We start from the raw sequence: 17,642 nt of genomic DNA, 5'->3' as shown, positions 1-17,642 counted from the left end.
CGAGCCGCACACACGCCTGCCGATACCCGGCGCGCGCCGGGTATCGGCAGGCGTGTGTGAGGCCCGTGGGCGCCGACCGCACGCGCGGGGTCAGCGCACGCGCAGGGTCTTCATGATGCGCAGGGACAACGTCAGCGAGCGGGCCCACTGCTCGTCGGTCATGCCGAACGGGGCGGCGATCGGCAGGAGGCGCTGGGTGGCCACGGTCTGCGCCTCGGTGAACTTCATGATCCCCTCCGCGCCGTGTCGGCGGCCCAGGCCCGAGTCGCCCATGCCGCCCATCGGCGCGCCCGCGCTGCCGTACGCCGCCGCGTAGCCCTCGTTGACGTTCACCGTGCCCGCGCGCAACCGGCGCGCGAGCGCGCCGCCGTGCCGGGTGTCGCGCGTCCACACGCTCGCGTTGAGGCCGTACGCGCTCTCGTTGGCGCGGGTGACGACCTCTTCCTCCTCGGTGTAGCGGTACACCGACACCACCGGGCCGAACGTCTCCTGCGCGCACACCGCCATCTCGGGGGTGACGTCGGCGAGCACTGTCGGCTCGTAGAACAGCGGGCCCAGGTCGGGCCGGGCCTTGCCGCCGACCAGCACCCGTGCGCCCGCCGCCCGGGCCTCGTCCACGTGCCGGGTGACCGTGTCCAACTGCCGGCGCGAGACCAGCGAGCCCATGTCGGTGTCCCACCCGTATCCGGCCGCGAGCCGCATCGCCTGGACCCGGCCCAGGAACCGGTCCACGAACGCGTCGTGCACGTCCTCGTGCACATACATCCGCTCGATCGAGATGCACAACTGCCCGGCGGAGGAGAAGCAGGCGCGCACCGCCCCCTCGGCGGCCCGGTCCAGGTCCGCGTCCGGCAGCACGATCATCGCGTTCTTCCCGCCCAACTCCAGCGACGCGCCGACCAGTCGCTCGGCCGCCCGCCGGGCCACCTCGCGGCCGGTGCGAGTGGAGCCGGTGAACCCGACGTAGTCCGCGCCCTCCACCACCGCCGTGCCGACCACCGGACCGTCGCCGAGCACGATCTGCCACAGGTCCTCGGGCAGGCCGCAGTCGATCAGCACGTCCTGGGCCCACAGCGCGGTCAGCGCGGTCTGCGTGTCGGGCTTCATCACCACCGCGTTGCCCGCGATGAACGCCGGGATCGCGTCGCCGATGGACAGCGCCAGCGGGTAGTTCCACGGCGACACCAGGCCGACCACTCCCTTGGGGTGGCGGACCTCGATCGCCTTGGTGAGCACCGGCAGCGCACCGGCCCGGCGGCGCTCGCGCAGGTAGCCCGCCGCCCGCCGGCCGTAGTGCCGCGAGCACAGCGCGACGTCCAGGACCTCCTCGAAGGCGTGCTTGCGCGCCTTGCCGGTCTCGGTCTGGACGATGTCCAGGATCTCCGACTGGCGCTCCAGCACCCGGTCGTGGAAACGCAGGAACACCGCGGCCCGCTCACGCACCGAACGCTTCGCCCACGCGGTCTGCGCGAGCCGCGCGCGGGCGAAGGCGGAGGTGACGTTCTCCGGGGTGGACTCGGGGAGTTCGGCGATCGGCGACCCGTCGAACGGACTACGGGTCGTCACCTTCGTCGGCACGGTGCCGGTCACCACGCGCCGCGCCAGTCGCTCGGCGGGCAGGTGGGGCACGGCGATGGAGGCTGCTGCGGGCGCTGCGATGTCCGTCATGGCACCAGCCTAGACAGCGCTACTTTCGGGTAACAAGAACCGTCCGGCGCGCGGACGGACCCGACCCGCCCACACGCCGTTCCCGGGCCCGACTCAGTCCGTGTCGAGGTCGGCCAGCGCCGACTCGATGGTGCGGTGATACGTGGGATACGCGTACATCATGTCCCGCAGCGTGGCCACCGGGACCGCCGCGCGCACGGCCACCACGAGCGCGCCCAGGATCTCGCCGCCGGCCGGGCCGGCGGTGGTCGCGCCGACCAGCACGCCCCGGTCGGCGTCCTCGATCACCTTCACGAAGCCGCGCGCGCCGGTGATGTGTCCGCGCGAGGAGGCGGCCAGGTCCGCGTGGCCGATCCGCACCGAGAGCCCGGCGGCGCGGGCCTGGTGCTCGGTCAGGCCGACCGCGCCGATCTCCGGGTCGACGAACGTCACCCGCGGCAGCGCGCTGTGGTCCGCGTCGGGTCCGGCGGTACCCCGACCGGCCGCGTGCAGGACCGCCTTGGTCACGATGGCCGACTGGTACATCGCCACGTGGGTGAACGCGCCCTGCCCGGTCACGTCGCCGACCGCCCAGACCGCGGGGGCCGTGCCGCCGGGCTGCACCCGCAACTGCCCGTCCACCGGCAGCGCGTGCGCGTGTGGGTCGACGCCCAGCGCCTCGGCGCCCAGGCCCGGCAGGTCCACCCGGCGGCCGGTGGCCACCAGCAGCTTCTCCGCCTCGATCGAGCGCCCGTCGGAGAGTTCGACGGTGAACGTCTTGCCGTCGTGCGCGACCCGCTCGGCCCGCGCGCCGAGGTGGATCTCGACGCCGTCCTCGCCGAGCGCCCATGCGGCCAGGTCGGAGGATTCCGGCTCCTCGGCGGCCAACACCCGCTCGCCGTTCTCCACGATCGTCACCCGGGTGCCGAACCGGGTGAACACCTGGGCGAGTTCGAGGCCGATCGCGCCGCCGCCGAGCACCGCGAGCGAACTCGGCGCCTCGGCGGCCTCGATCGCCTCGCGGTTGGTCCACAGCGGGGTGCCCGCCAGTCCCTCGATCGGAGGGACGAACGCCTTGGTGCCGGTGCCGACCACGATCGCGTGCCGGGCCCGGAAACGCCGCACCCCGTCGGGGCCGGGCACCTCGACGGTGTCCACGCCGGTGATCCGGCCGGCGCCGCGTACGAAGGTCATGCCCTTGTCGGTCAGCCGGTCCACGGCCGCCGTGTCGTCCCAGTCGGCGGTCAACTCGCGGACCCGCGCGGCGAGCGGCGCCCAGTCGGGGTGTTCCTCGCTCCGGGCGCGGGCCGCCGCGTACACCATCGCCTTCGACGGGATGCAGCCCCAGTACGGACACTCGCCGCCGACGAGGCCGTCCTCGATGCCCACCACGTCGAGCCCGGCGGAGGCCAGGTTGCCGGCGACGGCCTCACCGCCGACGCCGAGGCCGAGGACGATCACGTCGACGTCGACGGTCGCGACGTCTTGGGGGTGCTGCGTGCTCACGGGGGTACCTCCGGGGTTGGCTGGGGCTCCACGGACCGTACCCCGGGACCGGTCTCGGACTCGCGCTTCACTTGCCCTGGAAGGACTCCGTCATCTTCTCGAAGCGGTCCAGCGAGAGCGGGTTCCAGTCCTTCTCGTACGACGCCACGTACAACGCGTAGTCCACGTTTCCGGTCGTCACGACGCCCAGGTTCATCGCATGACTGGGCACCGAACTGCCCGAATCGTCGCCCCTGATCGGGTCGCCCTGAAAGACGTACTCCCACAGTGCAGCCGTACGCGTGCCCGGCGGCAGCGGGGTGTACTCCCGCAGTTGTCGCCGGTTGTAGCCGGGCTTCTTCTGTGCGGTCGGCTCGACGACCCGCTCGAAGTTGCCCAGTGGGTCGTGGCCGAACGGCGTCGCGCCGATCACATAGGCGGTCTTCCGATCCGCCGTCACGTACTTGATCTGATCCTTGTTGACGCCGAAGACCGTACGGGTCCTATCGCCCTTGGGCAGGAACAGCGAGAACCCCAGCGGGTCCTTGACCAGTTCGTAGCCGACCGGCGGGACGGACCCGTTCGACGCCGAGGCGGACGGTGGCGAGGTGGGGGCAACGGCGCTCGCCGACGGCCGGCCCGGCGGCGTCGTCGTCGCCTGCTGGGAGTCACCCGGGTCCGGGGCCGCCTTGTTGCCCTTGTCGTCGTCGCGGGTGACCAGGAACCCCACCGCGGCGCCGCCCGCGATCAGCGCGACCACGAGCGCCACGACCGCGACGATCCGGCCTCGACGGCGCGGCTCGGGGATCGGCTGGTGCGGCGCGGGGGTGTGCGGGATGTGCGGCGGCTGCGGGGGGACGCCCGTGCGGGTCGGCGACGCCTCGGCGGGCGAATACGCCGGTTGCGGCCAGGAGTTCGGCGGCGTGTTGCCGCCAGGGTGACCGGTCGCGCCCGTGTCGTGGCCGGCCTGCGCGCGCCCGTGCGGGTCGTACGGCTGGGCCGGGGTGGTCGGCGCGCCGGGGTCGGCGACCGGGGTCGGCGGCGGCGGGACCGCGCCGTACTGCCGCGACGGCGTCGAGTTCGCCACCTCGCGCAGGATCCGGGCGCCGTCCTCCACACCCATCCGCCGGTCGACGTCCTTGACCAGCCAGCCCGCGATCACCGGCTCGAGGCCGCCCGCGTGCCGGGGCGGGTCGGCCTCGTCGTTCAGGATCGCGTTCAGCGTGCTGATCATGGTGCCCCGGCGGAACGGGTTGCGTCCCTCGACCGCCATGTACAGCACCACGGCGAGCGACCACAGGTCGGCGGCGAGCAGCGGGCGTTTGCCCTCGGCCCGCTCCGGCGAAAGGAAGTCCGGCGACCCGACCAGCATGCCGGTGGTGGTGAGCGTCGCGGTGCCGGTCGCGGTGGCGATCCCGAAGTCGGTCAGCACCACCCGCCCGTGCGGGGTGACGAGGATGTTCGCGGGTTTGACGTCGCGATGCAGCACGCCCTTCTCGTCGGCGGCGATCAGCGCGTCGAGCACCTTCAGGCCCAGTTCGGCGGCGTCGGCCGGGGTCAGCGTGCCCTGCGTCTCCAGGATCTCGGCGAGCGACTGGGCCTCGACCAGCTCCATCACGATCCACGGGATGCCGCCGTCCTCGACCACGTCGTGGATGGTGACCACGTTCGGATGCCCGATCCGGGCCGCCGTGCGGGCCTCGCGCATCGTGCGCTCGCGGGCCAGCTCCTTCTCCTCGTCGTCGAGGTGGTCGGGCAGCCGCAGCTCCTTGATCGCGACGTCGCGGTGCAGCATCTCGTCCACGGCACGCCATACCGTGCCCATGCCGCCTCGGCCGAGCATGGTGCCCAACCGGTAACGCCCGCCGACCACCCGACCGCGCGTGCCCCCGGTCTGTGCCACGTACCCTCCCCGCATCGGCCGGCCGTACCGCCGGCCATCTTCGGTCTGCAACCCGCCACATTAGATGCGACGCCCGGGGGTTCGGCGAGCGGATCCGCCGACCGCACCGCTCCGGGCCCGCCTCTCGCACCCCGCCGGCGGGCACGCCGACGGTCCCCGTCACGGCCGTGACGTGGGGTTCCGGCCGCGGACGAGCCGCGGCCGGTGCTCGATCGGGCGGGAGCGAACCCGATCAGGTCGACGTGCCCGCGCTGCCCGCCGACGGCGGGTCGGTGATCGGCGGGCGCGTGGTCGTGGTGGTCGTCGGCGGCCTGCTCGTGGTCGGCGGCCTCGTGGTGGGCGGGCGCGTCGTGGGCGGGCGGGTGGTCCAAGTCTCCGTGTTCGTCGGCCGCGAGGTGCGGGTCGACCCGGATCCCTGGCTGCCGCTGCCCGAGGTGCCGCTGTCGTTGTTCCCGGAGCCGGTGGAGGAGCCGGTGGTGTGCAGCATGTCGTTGCGGGTCCCGCTGCCCGGCGAGTTCGCGGCGCCCGAGCCGGGAGGCTGCGTGTCGGCGACCTTCACGTTGCCCGAGTCGCGGTCGCCGCCTCCGCCACCGCTCTGTCCGCCCAGCGCGTTCGGCACGAAGATCGCCAGCGCGGCCACCGCGGCGGCGACCATGGTGCCGAAGACGACGGCCTTGCGGCGCTTCTTCTTCGTGGCGGCGTCGGCCGCGGCCGACGGGCCGTCGGAGGAGCCGCCGGCCCCGGCCGGGCCGATCAGCACCGGGTTGACCCGGTCGTCGGCGGTGGCCGAGCCGTGCACCGCGTCGGTGGGCGACCAGGCGTGCGCGCCGGTCGCCGGGTAGCCGCCGCCGGGGCTGTCCGGGTCGGCGGAGCTGGCCGCGCCGAACGGCGGCGCGGCGGCGGTCGACGGCTGCTGCCGCCAGTCCGGCTCGGGTCCGGGCTCCGGCGTCGGCACCGGCGTCGACGGGGTCTGCGGGGTCGGCGGGGTCGGCTGCCAGGACGAGCGGGTGGCGCCGCGGACGCCGCCCGGGTCCTCGACGGTCACGGTGCCCGGCGGGATCGGGCCGGCCGCGTTCCAGGAGTCCTCGGGAAGCGCTTCGACGCCGACCAGCGCGGCGGTCAGGAGCCGTTCGGTGGTGTCCTCGTCGGCCCGCTCCAACGGGTCCTTGCGCAGCAGCGCCTCGATGGCCGGCCACAACGCGCCGGACTGCCTCGGCGGCGCGGGCTCGTCGGTGAGCACCGCGCTGAGCGTGTCCATCGCACCCGACCGGCGAAACGGCGAGAACCCCTCCACCGCCTGGTACAGGGTCACCCCGAGCGACCACAGGTCGGAGGCCGGGCCGGGCCGACGCCCGAGCACCCGCTCCGGCGCCAGGTATTCGGGCGAGCCGACCAGCATCCCGGTCGCGGTGAGGGTGACGGAGCCGGCCACGGTGGCGATGCCGAAGTCGGTCAGCACGATCCGACCGCCGGGCGCCATCAGGATGTTGCTGGGCTTCACGTCGCGGTGCAGGACATCGGCCGCGCGGGCGGCGCGCAGGGCGGCGAGCACCGCCAGGCCGACCTCGGCCGCCTCGTGCGGGGCCATCCGGCCCTCGTCGAGCACGTCGGTGAGCGAGGGTGCGCGGACCAGCTCCATCACGATCCACGGGCGCCCGTCGTCCTCGGCGACGTCGAAGATGGTGACCACGTTCGGGTGGGTGATCCGGGCCGCCGCGCGGGCCTCGCGCAGCGCCCGCTCGCAGCGGCCCTGGGTCTCCATCTCGTCCAGGTCGTCCGGGATCCGGACCTCCTTGACCGCGACGTCGCGGCGCAGCAGCTCGTCGAAGGCGAGCCACACCGTGCCCATGCCACCTCGACCGAGCGGCTCGCCCAGGCGATAGCGCCCATCCACCAGGCGGCCGTGCGAGCCGCTGTCGTGTGCCACGTGGTCCTCCCCGAGACCGTGGACACCACCCGATCCGCCCTGTCGGCGCGTCTTTGGCGTCACGTGTAGGACGTCCGGCGGGTGCCGAAGGTTCCGCTCCGGGCCGGGCTCAGCCGCCCGGCGTGAAACTCTCCCGCGCCGCTTCGAACGCCGAACGCACCAGCGCCGCGCCGCCGTCGGGGCCGGAGACCCAGAAGTCCCAGGTCCGGCCGTCCTCGACGAAGCGCATGTTGATCGATCGGCGCACCGTGCCCCGGTCGTTCCAGGTGAACTCCCAGAGTCCGGCGACCTGTCGGTGCACGGTCGTGCAGATGAGGCGGATCAGGTGGTAGTCCGTGCCGTTTCCGATGAAGCTGCCCGGTCCCAGGCCCTTGGATGCCTGTACGGTCAATTCGCCGCACGGATCGCCGTGCGCGTCGGACGCGTCGGGGCGCACCCCGAGGCGGTACAGGTCGTCCGTCGACCGGTAGTAGACCCGCTCGCCGGCCGCGTCGCGCACGGTCCAGTCGGCGGGCACGAGCACGGTGAACGCGCCGCGCGCGGTCACCCGCCGAAACCCGCCCGCCGGATCGACCGGACCGGGGCCGCCACTCGGGACGACGACGGCATCACTCGCCCGGACGTCACCGACCCCCGGCGGGCCGGAAGCGGCAGCCGAGGCCACGCCCCGACGATCGGCCCGCTCCACCAACACCCCGACGACCACCCCGATCACCGCAAGCACCACGCCCACCGCCACTGCCCCCACCACGACAAGCACCCGCCGCGACGCCCAAGCAAACACGGGCCGCCCCGAGCCCCCGGGCAGCGCGGCCGGGGTGAACGACCCGGCGGGGGCGAGCGACCCGGGCGGGGTCGCCGGCTCGGGCGGTTCGGGTGAGCCGAACGCGACGGGCGGCCCCGGCGGCGTGGGCGACCCGAGCGGGGTCGCCGACTCGGGCGAGGCGGATGGCGTGGGCGAGGCGAGCGCGATGGGTGGTCCGGAGGGTGTGCGCGACCCGGCCGGGGTGGCGGGCGCGAAGGGGGCGGCCGGTTCCGGGGGCGTGCGCGGGTCGGGTGTCGGCGCCGGCTCGACGCCGGGGAGGGAGTTCGCGAACGGGGCCGGGTCGGGGTGACCGGGTGCGTCGGGGGAAGCGAGGTGGGGACGCGCGACGGGCGTGCCGGGCCCGCGCCGCTCCCCCGCTCCTCCCGCGCTCGCCGCGGCCAGCAGCGGGGCCACCTCCGCCACCGTCATCCGCGCGGCCGGATCCGGCGTGAGCAGTCCGAGCACCGCCTCGGCCAGCGGTCCGGCGTGCGTGGGCGGCGGGCACCTGCCCAGCGCCACCGCCTGCAGCGTGGCCAGCGGATTGTCCCGGCGGAACGGCGAGAATCCCTCGACCATCTCGTACAACGTCACACCCAGCGACCACAGGTCGGCCGGCGCCCCGGACGGCCGCCCGCTCGCCCGCTCCGGCGCCATGTACTCCGGGGTGCCTGCGGTCGCGCCGGTCTCGGTGACCGCGGGCGCGTCCGGGTGCGTCGCGATGCCGAAGTCGGTGAGCACCACGCCGTCGTCCTCGTCCACGATCACGTTGGCGGGCTTCACGTCCCGGTGCTCGATACGGACCCGGTGCACGGCGGCCAGCCCCGCGAGCATGCGCGCGCCGATCCGCGCCACCCGCTCCGGCGCCATCGCGCCCTCGGCGATCAGCGCGGTGAGCGGCCGGCCCGGCAGCAGCTGCATCACGATCCACGGCCGGCCGTCCTCGACCACGATGTCGAACACGGTGACCACGTTCGGGTGCCGCACCCGCCCCGCGGCCCGCACCTCGCGTTGCATCCGCGCCGAGCGCCGGGCCACCTCGTCGGCGTCGAGCCAGTCGGGCAGCCGCAACTCCTTGATCGCCACGTCCCGCCCGATCTCCGGGTCGTGGGCCCGCCACACCACCCCCATGCCGCCCTGCCCCAGCACCTCCGTCAACAGGTACCGCCCCGCGAGTACGCGTCCACTCATCGCCGCCCCCGACCGGATCGTCTTCCGGGCCCGGTCAGCCGGCGATCGACAGGTGACGGCGGGCGTGCTCGTAATAGGCGCCGGCCGTGCCCCACAGGTCGTCGCGACCGCGCACGGTCAGCCAGTAGCGCAGGCCGGACGTGGTGCGCACGACCAGGTCCTTGCCGTGGTAGGTGGTCAGGTCCTGGCCGCGCCAGACGTACTCCCACTCCGCGGCCTCGTGGCCCCGGTAGTCGATGGCCTGCAGGAGCAGCCGCTCGTAGTCCTCGCCGTCCAGCCGCTCCCGCCCGCCGACGCTGCCGTGCTCGCGGTGCGCGACCGACTCCTCGGGGGCCATCACGATGCCCCGGTCGACGGTGACGGTGACCGAGATCAGCCGGTCCGGGTCGGTCACCGTCAGCCCGCTCTGGCTGTCCGTACAGGTCCAGCCCTCCGGCACGGGCAGCGCGAAGCCCAGGTCGGTGCGGCGCCGCCGGCGCAGTCGCGGTATCACCTTGTTGTCCACGAGCGGGCCGACCACCAGGCAGCCGCCGATCAGCGCGCCGACGATGATCGGGTTCGGATTGATCTTCGCCACCTCCAGCGCACCGCCGGCGATCACCCCGAGCAACATCGCGATCGGCACCGACCGGGGGATCCGCCGGTGCGGCAACACCAACCACACGCTCAGCGCGAGCGCGAGCAGCACGATCGTGTACATCCCGGTCCAGTTGCCGAACGCGGCCAGCCAGCGCGCGCCGGCGGCGGTGGCGATGCCGACCGAGGTCAGGATGGTCGTCCAGTGCCGGAACCACCAGCGCGGCCAGCGCCGGTAGCGGGCCCGGAACGCGCCGCCCTCGCGGGGCAGGCGCACGTTGGTGGAGGTCTCGTCCAGGCTCCCGCGGGCGCCGCCCCGGGTGCCCGCGCCCGCCCGGGCCGGCGGACGCGGCGTGCCCGGCGCCCGCGGCGTGCCGGGGCGCAGCGGGATGTGCGGATGGCCGGTCACCCGCACACCGTGCCGCCGCACCGCGCCGGGCCGGGTCCGGTCGGGCACAAAACGCTCGGAGGTCGATCCGCCGGCCGCGGTCGGCATGCGCTCGACGATCTCCAGGAGCAACTCGCGCACCTGGGCCACCGAGCCGCGCCGCGCCGGGTCCTTGACCAGCAGCGCCTTGAGCACCGGGGTCAGCGGGCCGGCCAGGAAGACCTCCGGGAAGCGGCCCGCGGCCACCGCGGCGAGGGTGGCCGCGTGCGTGTTGCGGCGATACGCCGGTCGGCCCTCGACCGCCTCGAACAGCGTCGCGCCGAGCGACCAGAGGTCGGCGGGCGGCCCGGGCGGCTCGCCCGCGATCTGCTCCGGCGCCAGGTATTCGGGCGAGCCGACCATCGCGCCGGCCTGGGTGAGCGTGGCGCTGTCCTCGACCGAGGCGACGCCGAAGTCGGTGAGCACCACCCGGCCGTTGCGGGCCAAGAGCACGTTCGCGGGCTTGACGTCGCGGTGCAGCACGCCGACCTCGTGCGCGGCCTCCAGCGCGGCGAGCAGGCGCAGGCCCAATTCGGCGACCTGCTCGGGCGGGATCGGCCCCTCCTTGTCCAACTCCTGGGCCAGGGAGAGCCCGCGGACCAGTTCCATCACGATCCAGGGCCGCTCGTCCTGCTCGGCGACGTCGAAGATGGTCACCACGTTCGGGTGGTCGATCCGAGCCGCCGCCCGCGCCTCGCGCAACATTCGCGCGCTCAGCGTGCCGCGCTCGTCCTCGTCCTCGTAGCGGGGCAGCCGCATCTCCTTGACCGCCACGTCGCGATCCAACATGGTGTCCACCGCCCGCCACACGGTGCCCATCCCGCCCCGGCCCAGTTGATCACCCAGGCGGTATCGCCCCGCCAGCAGACGCTCGGGCGCTTCCGGGTCGGTCAAGTCTCTCGCTCCCCATGCAGCCGCGGTCCCGCCGCGCGATCGGGTGGTTGCCTTCCCATACTCCTGTCCGGCGGCGCGCGGGGTCCACCGGTTCGCGGACGAACCTCGCCGACGACACCTGACCGGCCTATCGATGGAACGTGACGACGCCGGGGAAGGTGCCCACGACACTCCGGATCAACCACCGGGATCGGGTGCCCGCCGCCGGGCCTCAGCCGGAGACGATGTCCTCCGCCCCGAGCCGCACCGCGTCCGCCGTGTGATCGTCCATCTGCTCCTGCGAGGACCGCTCCGCCTCGATCCGCTTGAGGAAGTAGTCCACCTCCCGCCGCAACCGCTCCTCCTCCCATCCCAGCACCCGGGCCATCAAGGCGCCGCAGGCCCGGGCCGCCCGCGCGCCCCGGTCGAACGTCTCGATCGACACCCGGGTCCGGCGATCGAGCACGTCGCCCAGGTGCAGCGCGCCCTCGTGGGTGCACGCGTAGACCACCTCGGCGGCCAGATAGTCGTCCGCGCCGTCCAGCGGATACGCCAACTCCGGCTCCGCCGCGATCAGCGCCAGCGGCTCCTCGATCAGCGACCCGTACCGGTTCAGCAGGTGCTCCACCCGGGCCACGTGCAGCCCGGTGCGCGCCGCCGTCGAGGCCCGCGCGTTCCACAGCGCCCGATACCCCTCCGCGCCCACCAGCGGCACCGTCGCGGTGCAACTCGGCGGCACCTTACGATCCAGGCCGTGCACCGCGGCGTCCACCGCGTCCGCGGCCATCACCCGATACGTCGTGTACTTGCCGCCCGCGACCACCACCAGACCCGGCACCGGGTGCGCCACGGTGTGCTCGCGGGACAACTGCGAGGTGGCGTCCGACTCGCCCGCGAGCAGCGGACGCAGGCCCGCGTACACCCCCTCGACGTCCTCGCGGGTGAGCGGCACCGCGAGCACCTCGTTGACGTGGTCGAGCAGATAGTCGATGTCCGCCCGACTCGCCGCGGGATGCACCTTGTCCAGATCCCAGCGGGTGTCGGTGGTGCCGACGATCCAGTGCCGGCCCCACGGAATCACGAACAGCACGCTCTTCTCGGTGCGCAGGATCAGCCCGGTCGAGGAGTGGATCCGGTCCCTGGGCACCACCAGGTGGATGCCCTTGGAGGCGCGCACGTGGAACTGCCCGCGCTCGCCGACCATGGCCTGGGTCTCGTCCGTCCACACCCCGGTCGCGTTGACCACCTGCCCGGCCCGGACGTCGTACGTCGCGCCGGTCTCCATGTCGCGCACGTGCACCCCGACCACCCGCTCGCCCTCGCGCAGAAAGCCGGTCACCGTCGCCCGCGAGGCCACGTGCGCGCCGTAGCCGGCGGCGGTGCGCACCAGGGTCATCGTGTACCGCGCGTCGTCCACCTGCGCATCGTGGTACTGCACCGCTCCCACCAGCGCGTCCTTGCGCAACGCCGGTGCCAGGCGCAGCGCCTGACGCCGCGTCAGCTGCCGGTGCCGAGGCAGCCCCGGATCTTGCCCGGCCGACATCGCCATCGTGTCGTAGAGCGTCACCCCGGCGGTGACGTAGGGCCGCTCCCAGCCGCGGTGGCGCAGCGGATACAGGAACGGCACCGGCTTGACCAGGTGCGGCGCCAGCGTGCGCAGCAGCAGCCCGCGCTCGCGCAGCGCCTCGCGCACCAGCGCGAAGTCCAACATCTCCAGGTAGCGCAGCCCGCCGTGGATCAGCTTGCTGGAGCGGCTGGAGGTGCCCGACGCCCAGTCGCGCGCCTCCACCAGCCCCACCGACAGACCCCGGGTGACCGCGTCCAGGGCGGTGCCCGCGCCGACCACGCCGCCGCCCACCACGACGATGTCCAGTTCGCGCTCGGCCATCCGCCGCAGCGCCCGCGCACGCTCTGCGGGCCCCATCGCCGTGGTCCGCATCCGCCACCTCCGACCTCGATCATCACGCAAGGGACCACACGGACGGCGACGACGCGCCCCTCCTGCGTGTACCCATTGCCCCGCCGCCCGGACCCCGCATGCGCCGCACGACTCGCGCGCACCCCGCGGACGAGGTGCCCGCGGGCCACCCGCGAGCCACCCTTGAACCGCCCGGAAACGACGAACGGCCCCGAACACCGAGGGTGTTCGGGGCCGGACGGGGGTTCGGGTCAGTGCGCCGGCGAGACCGTGACCTCGACCTGCTGGAACTTCTTCAGCTCCGAGTAGCCCGTGGTGGCCATCGCCCGGCGCAGCGCGCCGAACAGGTTCATCGAACCGTCGGACACGTGCGAGGGGCCGAGCAGGATCTCCTCCAGGGTGCCCACCGCGCCCAGGTTCATCCGCCGGCCGCGCGGCAGTTCGGGGTGGTGCGCCTCCGAACCCCAGTGGTGGCCGGCGCCGGGGGCGTCGCTCGCCCGGGCCAGCGCCGAGCCGATCATCACCGCGTCCGCGCCGCACGCCACCGCCTTGGCGATGTCGCCGCTGCGGCCCACGCTGCCGTCGGCGACCACGTGCACGTAGCGCCCGCCCGACTCGTCGAGGTAGTCCCGCCGCGCCTCGGCCACGTCGGCCACCGCGGTCGCCATCGGCACCGCGACGCCGAGCACGCCGCGCGTGGTGTGCGCCGCGCCGCCGCCGAAGCCGACCAGGACGCCGGCCGCGCCGGCCCGCATCAGGTGCAGCGCGCCCTGGTAGGTCGCGCACCCGCCGACGATCACCGGCACGTCGAGGTCGTAGATGAACTGCTTGAGGTTCAGCGGTTCGGCCCGACCGGACACGTGCTCCGCCGAGACGGTGGTGCCGCGGATGACGAACACGTCGACGCCGGCGTCGATCACGGCCTTGTGGTACTGCGCGGTGCGCTGCGGCGACAACGCCGCGGCGGTGACCACGCCCGAGTCGCGGATCTGCTTGATCCGCGCGCCGATCAGCTCCTCCTTGATCGGCTCGGCGTAGATCTCCTGCATCCGCCGGGTCGCCGCGTCCTCGTCGAGCGCGCCGATCTCCTCGATCAGCGGCGTCGGGTCCTCGTAGCGGGTCCACAACCCTTCGAGGTTGAGCACGCCGAGGCCGCCCATCCGGCCGACCTCGATCGCGGTCTGCGGCGACACGACGCTGTCCATCGGCGCGGTCAGGAACGGCAGCTCGAACCGGTACGCGTCGATCTGCCACGCGATCGAGACCTCTTCGGGGTCCCGGGTCCGCCGGCTGGGGACGATGGCGACGTCGTCGAAGTGATAGGCACGCCGGCCACGCTTGCCCCGGCCGATTTCGACCTCAGTCACGTTGCGCCTCTCCTGCTGGAATCGGTGGCTGGGAAAATCCCCGTGTCCCAGGGTACGGGGCGAGTACGCAGGCGAGGGGCCCCGCCCGGCGTACGGACGGGGCCCCTCGGTGTAGTACGGATACCACGGCGCCCGCTAGCGCGAGTGGTAGTTCGGCGCTTCCTGCGTCATGTGGATGTCGTGCGGGTGCGACTCCTTGAGCCCGGCCGAGGTGATCCGCACGAAGCGGCCCTTGTCCTGGAGCTCGGTCACGGTCGCGGCGCCGGCGTAGCCCATCGACGCGCGCAGGCCGCCGATCAGCTGGTGCGCGACGGCGGACAGCGGGCCCCGGTAGGGCACCTGGCCCTCGATGCCCTCGGGGACGAGCTTGTCCTCGGAGAGCACGTCGTCCTGGAAGTAGCGGTCCTTGGAGAAGGACTTGGCCTGGCCGCGCGACTGCATCGCGCCGAGCGAGCCCATGCCCCGGTAGGACTTGAACTGCTTGCCGTTGATGAAGATCAGGTCGCCGGGGCTCTCCTCGCAACCCGCGAGCAGGCTGCCCAGCATCACGGTGTCCGCGCCCGCCGCGATCGCCTTGGCGATGTCGCCGGAGTACTGGAGGCCGCCGTCGCCGATCACCGGCACGCCCGCCGCCCGCGCCGCCTGCGCCGCCTCGTAGATCGCGGTGACCTGGGGCGCGCCGACGCCGGCGATCACCCGGGTGGTGCAGATCGAGCCGGGGCCCACGCCGACCTTGACGCCGTCCACGCCCGCGTCGATCAGCGCCTGGGCTCCGTCGCGGGTGGCCACGTTGCCGCCGATGACGTCGACCTTGGTGTTCGCCTTGACCTTGGCGATCATCTCCAGCACGTTGCGCGAGTGGCCGTGCGCGCTGTCCACCACGATGAAGTCGACGCCCGCCTCGACCAGCGCCTGGGCGCGGCGGTAGCTGTCGTCGCCGGTGCCGATCGCGGCGCCGACCACGAGCCGGCCGTCGGTGTCCTTGGTCGCGTGCGGATACTGCTCGCTCTTGACGAAGTCCTTGACCGTGATCAGGCCGTGCAGCTTGCCGGCGTCGTCGATCAGCGGCAGCTTCTCCACCTTGTGCCGGCGCAGCAGCTCCATCGCCTGATCGCCGGTGGTGCCGACCTTGCCGGTGACCAGCGGCATCGGGGTCATGATGTCGCGCACGCGGCGCGAGTGGTCGACCTCGAAGCGCAGGTCGCGGTTGGTGACGATGCCGAGCAGTCGGCCCTTGTCGTCGGTGACCGGAACACCGCTGATCCGGAACCGCGCGCACAGCGCGTCGACTTCCTGCAGCGTGGCGTCGGCGCCGATGGTGATCGGGTCGAGCACCATGCCGGCCTCGGACCGCTTGACCGTGTCCGCCTGCGCGGCCTGGTCTTCCACCGACAGGTTGCGGTGCAGCACACCGACACCGCCCTGGCGGGCCATGGCGATCGCCATCCGCGCCTCGGTGACGGTGTCCATCGCCGACGACAGCAGCGGGATGCGGACGCGGATGTTGCGGGTGACCCGGGCGGAGGTGTCCACCTCGCTCGGCACGACGTCGGACGCGCCCGGCAGCAGCAGGACATCGTCGTACGTCAGCCCGAGCATCGCGAACTTCTCGGGTACGCCGTCGGCCGTGAGACTCATGACACCTTCCGAAGGTATTCCGATGGACCGCTCCGCCGGCCCCGCGAGGAACGGGGTCCCCGGGTAGCCGGGTAGGACGAGAACGCGCTCTCGGCAAGCGGATGGGTGGGTTGAGGGTTCATGCTACTGGCCCCGCGCGGTGCTTCGAGCCCGCTTGCCGACGGTGAGCACAACGGCACACCCGACCCCGACCATTCCCGGCCGGAATCGGCACCGGACTCAGCACCGGTCCGGCACCACCCGACGGCGGTTCGCGGCGGTGCCGTCCACCTCGGCGAGCAGCGCGTCGAACAAGCCGACGATCCGGTCCTGGACGGGGAGCGGGCGCCGCCGGCGCAGCTGCTCCACGAGTTCGTCGTCCTGACGCAGCAGACCCAGGTCGGCGGTGCCGGATCGACCGCCGAACCGCACACCACCGCCGCTCACGCGGTCTTCTCCTCGCCCGCCAACGCCCGCAGGCGGGTCAACGCGCGATGTTGGGCGACCCGCACCGCCCCGGGCGACATGCCCATCGCCCGCCCGGTCTCCTCGGCGGACAACCCCACCGCGACCCGCAACACGAGCAGTTCGCGCAGATTGTCGGGCAGCCTGCCGAGCAGGGCGCGCGCGTGCGCGGCGTCGCTGCGCCGCACCACCTGGTCCTCGGGCCCGGGGTGGTCGTCCACCGCCTCGGGCAGATCGCAGGTGGGCACCGCGCCGCGCATCGCGGCACGCTGCACGTCGACCACCTTGTGTGCGGCGATGCCGAAGACGAACGCCTCGAACGGGCGCCCCTCGTCGCGATATCGCGGCAGCGCGGAGAGCACCGCCAGGCACACCTCCTGCGCGGCGTCGTCGGCCGCGTGCTCGGCACCGGAGACCCGGCCGAGCCGGGCTCGGCAGTAGCGCAACACCAGTGGTCGGACGTAGGCGAGCAGTTCGTCGGTCGCCTGCACATCCCCCTGGACCGCGCGGACCACGACGGCACGCATGCCGTCGTCGGCGTGCGCGTGTGCTTCGTACGACTCGTCCGGCATTCGCTCGGGGGTCCCACCCATGCCATTCAGTATGCAGGGATCGGCAACCGAATCACGGCCATGCCGACCCGGGGGACTCATCCGGCCCCCCGGGCAACGGCATTCACCGCACGGACCCTCGCCCGTCGGGGGCCGTCGGCACCCGCCTCATCGCACAAGTCCCCACCGACCGTGGTCGCCCGGACGAACCCCCGGGCCCTCGCGGTCGGGGAGGTCCTCGCGGACGTTCGTCATCGCACGAGTCCCCACCGGAATCCCAGCGCGACCGCGTGCGCCCGGTCGGACGCGCCCAGCTTCTTGAACAGGCGTCGGGCGTGGGTCTTGACCGTGTCCTCGGACAGGAACAGCTCGCGCCCGATCTCGGCGTTGCTGCGCCCGTGACTCATGCCCTCGAGCACCTGGATCTCACGTGCCGTCAGGGTCGGCGCCACGCCCATGTCGGGCGAGCGCAACCGCCGGGGCGCCAGCCGCCACGTCGGGTCGGCGAGCGCCTGGGAGACGGTCGCGCGCAGTTCCGCGCGCGACGCGTCCTTGTGCAGATATCCCCGAGCCCCGGCGGCGACCGCGAGGGCCACCCCGTCCAGGTCCTCGGCCATCGTCAGCATGATCACCCGCGCGCCGGGGTCGCCGGCCAGGAGGCGGCGCACCGCCTCGACGCCGCCGAGCCCGGGCATCCGCACGTCCATGAGGACGAGGTCGGACCGCTCCGCGCCCCAGCGCCGCAGTACCTCCTCGCCACTCGTGGCCGTCGTCACCCTCTCGACGCCGGGGACCGTGGCCACCGCCCGCCGCAGGGTCTCCCGAACCAGCGGGGAATCGTCGCAGACCAGGACGGTCGTCATCGCCGGCCTCCGCAGTGGATCCGCGTCACG

At 73.6% G+C, this 17,642-nt stretch carries 12 protein-coding genes; all 12 read right to left on the bottom strand.

Annotated elements, in window-relative coordinates; genetic code table 11:
* Positions 1-90 precede the first annotated feature (90 nt).
* The 12 genes from ACH4XV_RS07185 to ACH4XV_RS07130 all read right to left on the bottom strand — a co-directional run bounded on the left by ACH4XV_RS07185 (position 91) and on the right by ACH4XV_RS07130 (position 17,612).
* A complete protein-coding gene (locus ACH4XV_RS07185; protein WP_395787354.1) occupies positions 91-1,668 on the bottom strand; it encodes a succinic semialdehyde dehydrogenase in 1,578 nt (525 codons plus the stop codon).
* A gap of 93 nt (positions 1,669-1,761) precedes the next feature.
* Complete coding sequence (locus tag ACH4XV_RS07180) at positions 1,762-3,153, bottom strand: dihydrolipoyl dehydrogenase family protein (protein WP_395787352.1); 1,392 nt, start codon at positions 3,151-3,153, stop codon at positions 1,762-1,764.
* Positions 3,154-3,220: 67 nt separating this feature from the next.
* On the bottom strand, positions 3,221-5,035 hold the full coding sequence (locus ACH4XV_RS07175; protein ID WP_395787350.1) for a protein kinase: 1,815 nt from the start codon (positions 5,033-5,035) through the stop codon (positions 3,221-3,223).
* Positions 5,036-5,267: 232 nt separating this feature from the next.
* Positions 5,268-6,962, bottom strand: coding sequence for a serine/threonine-protein kinase (locus ACH4XV_RS07170; RefSeq protein WP_395787348.1), 1,695 nt, complete (start codon positions 6,960-6,962; stop codon positions 5,268-5,270).
* A gap of 109 nt (positions 6,963-7,071) precedes the next feature.
* A complete protein-coding gene (locus ACH4XV_RS07165) occupies positions 7,072-8,955 on the bottom strand; it encodes a protein kinase (protein ID WP_395787346.1) in 1,884 nt (627 codons plus the stop codon).
* 34 nt (positions 8,956-8,989) lie between these two features.
* Positions 8,990-10,852, bottom strand: a complete 1,863-nt coding sequence (locus ACH4XV_RS07160) for a protein kinase (protein ID WP_395787344.1) — start codon at positions 10,850-10,852, stop codon at positions 8,990-8,992.
* Between the two features lie 211 nt (positions 10,853-11,063).
* On the bottom strand, positions 11,064-12,770 hold the full coding sequence (locus tag ACH4XV_RS07155) for a glycerol-3-phosphate dehydrogenase/oxidase (protein WP_395787342.1): 1,707 nt from the start codon (positions 12,768-12,770) through the stop codon (positions 11,064-11,066).
* A gap of 230 nt (positions 12,771-13,000) precedes the next feature.
* Positions 13,001-14,116 carry a GuaB3 family IMP dehydrogenase-related protein gene (locus ACH4XV_RS07150; RefSeq protein WP_078975688.1) on the bottom strand — a complete coding sequence of 372 codons (1,116 nt, stop codon included), beginning with the start codon at positions 14,114-14,116 and terminating at the stop codon, positions 13,001-13,003.
* A gap of 135 nt (positions 14,117-14,251) precedes the next feature.
* The gene (gene guaB / locus ACH4XV_RS07145; protein ID WP_395787340.1) at positions 14,252-15,754 is read right to left on the bottom strand and encodes an IMP dehydrogenase; all 1,503 of its coding nucleotides are present in this window, start codon (positions 15,752-15,754) and stop codon (positions 14,252-14,254) included.
* Between the two features lie 219 nt (positions 15,755-15,973).
* The gene (locus ACH4XV_RS07140; RefSeq protein WP_078975690.1) at positions 15,974-16,180 is read right to left on the bottom strand and encodes a hypothetical protein; all 207 of its coding nucleotides are present in this window, start codon (positions 16,178-16,180) and stop codon (positions 15,974-15,976) included.
* On the bottom strand, positions 16,177-16,770 hold the full coding sequence (gene shbA, locus ACH4XV_RS07135; protein ID WP_078979276.1) for an RNA polymerase sigma factor ShbA: 594 nt from the start codon (positions 16,768-16,770) through the stop codon (positions 16,177-16,179). Before shbA ends, ACH4XV_RS07140 begins: the two co-directional genes overlap by 4 nt.
* 230 nt (positions 16,771-17,000) lie before the next feature.
* Positions 17,001-17,612 (bottom strand): response regulator transcription factor, encoded by a 612-nt coding sequence (locus ACH4XV_RS07130; RefSeq protein ID WP_020549179.1) that lies wholly within the window; start codon positions 17,610-17,612, stop codon positions 17,001-17,003.
* Between the last annotated feature and the right edge of the window lie 30 nt (positions 17,613-17,642).

The organism is Embleya sp. NPDC020630, from assembly GCF_044334985.1.
Taxonomy (GTDB): Bacteria; Actinomycetota; Actinomycetes; order Streptomycetales; family Streptomycetaceae; genus Embleya.
This window is presented reverse-complemented; position numbering and strand designations above follow the sequence as displayed.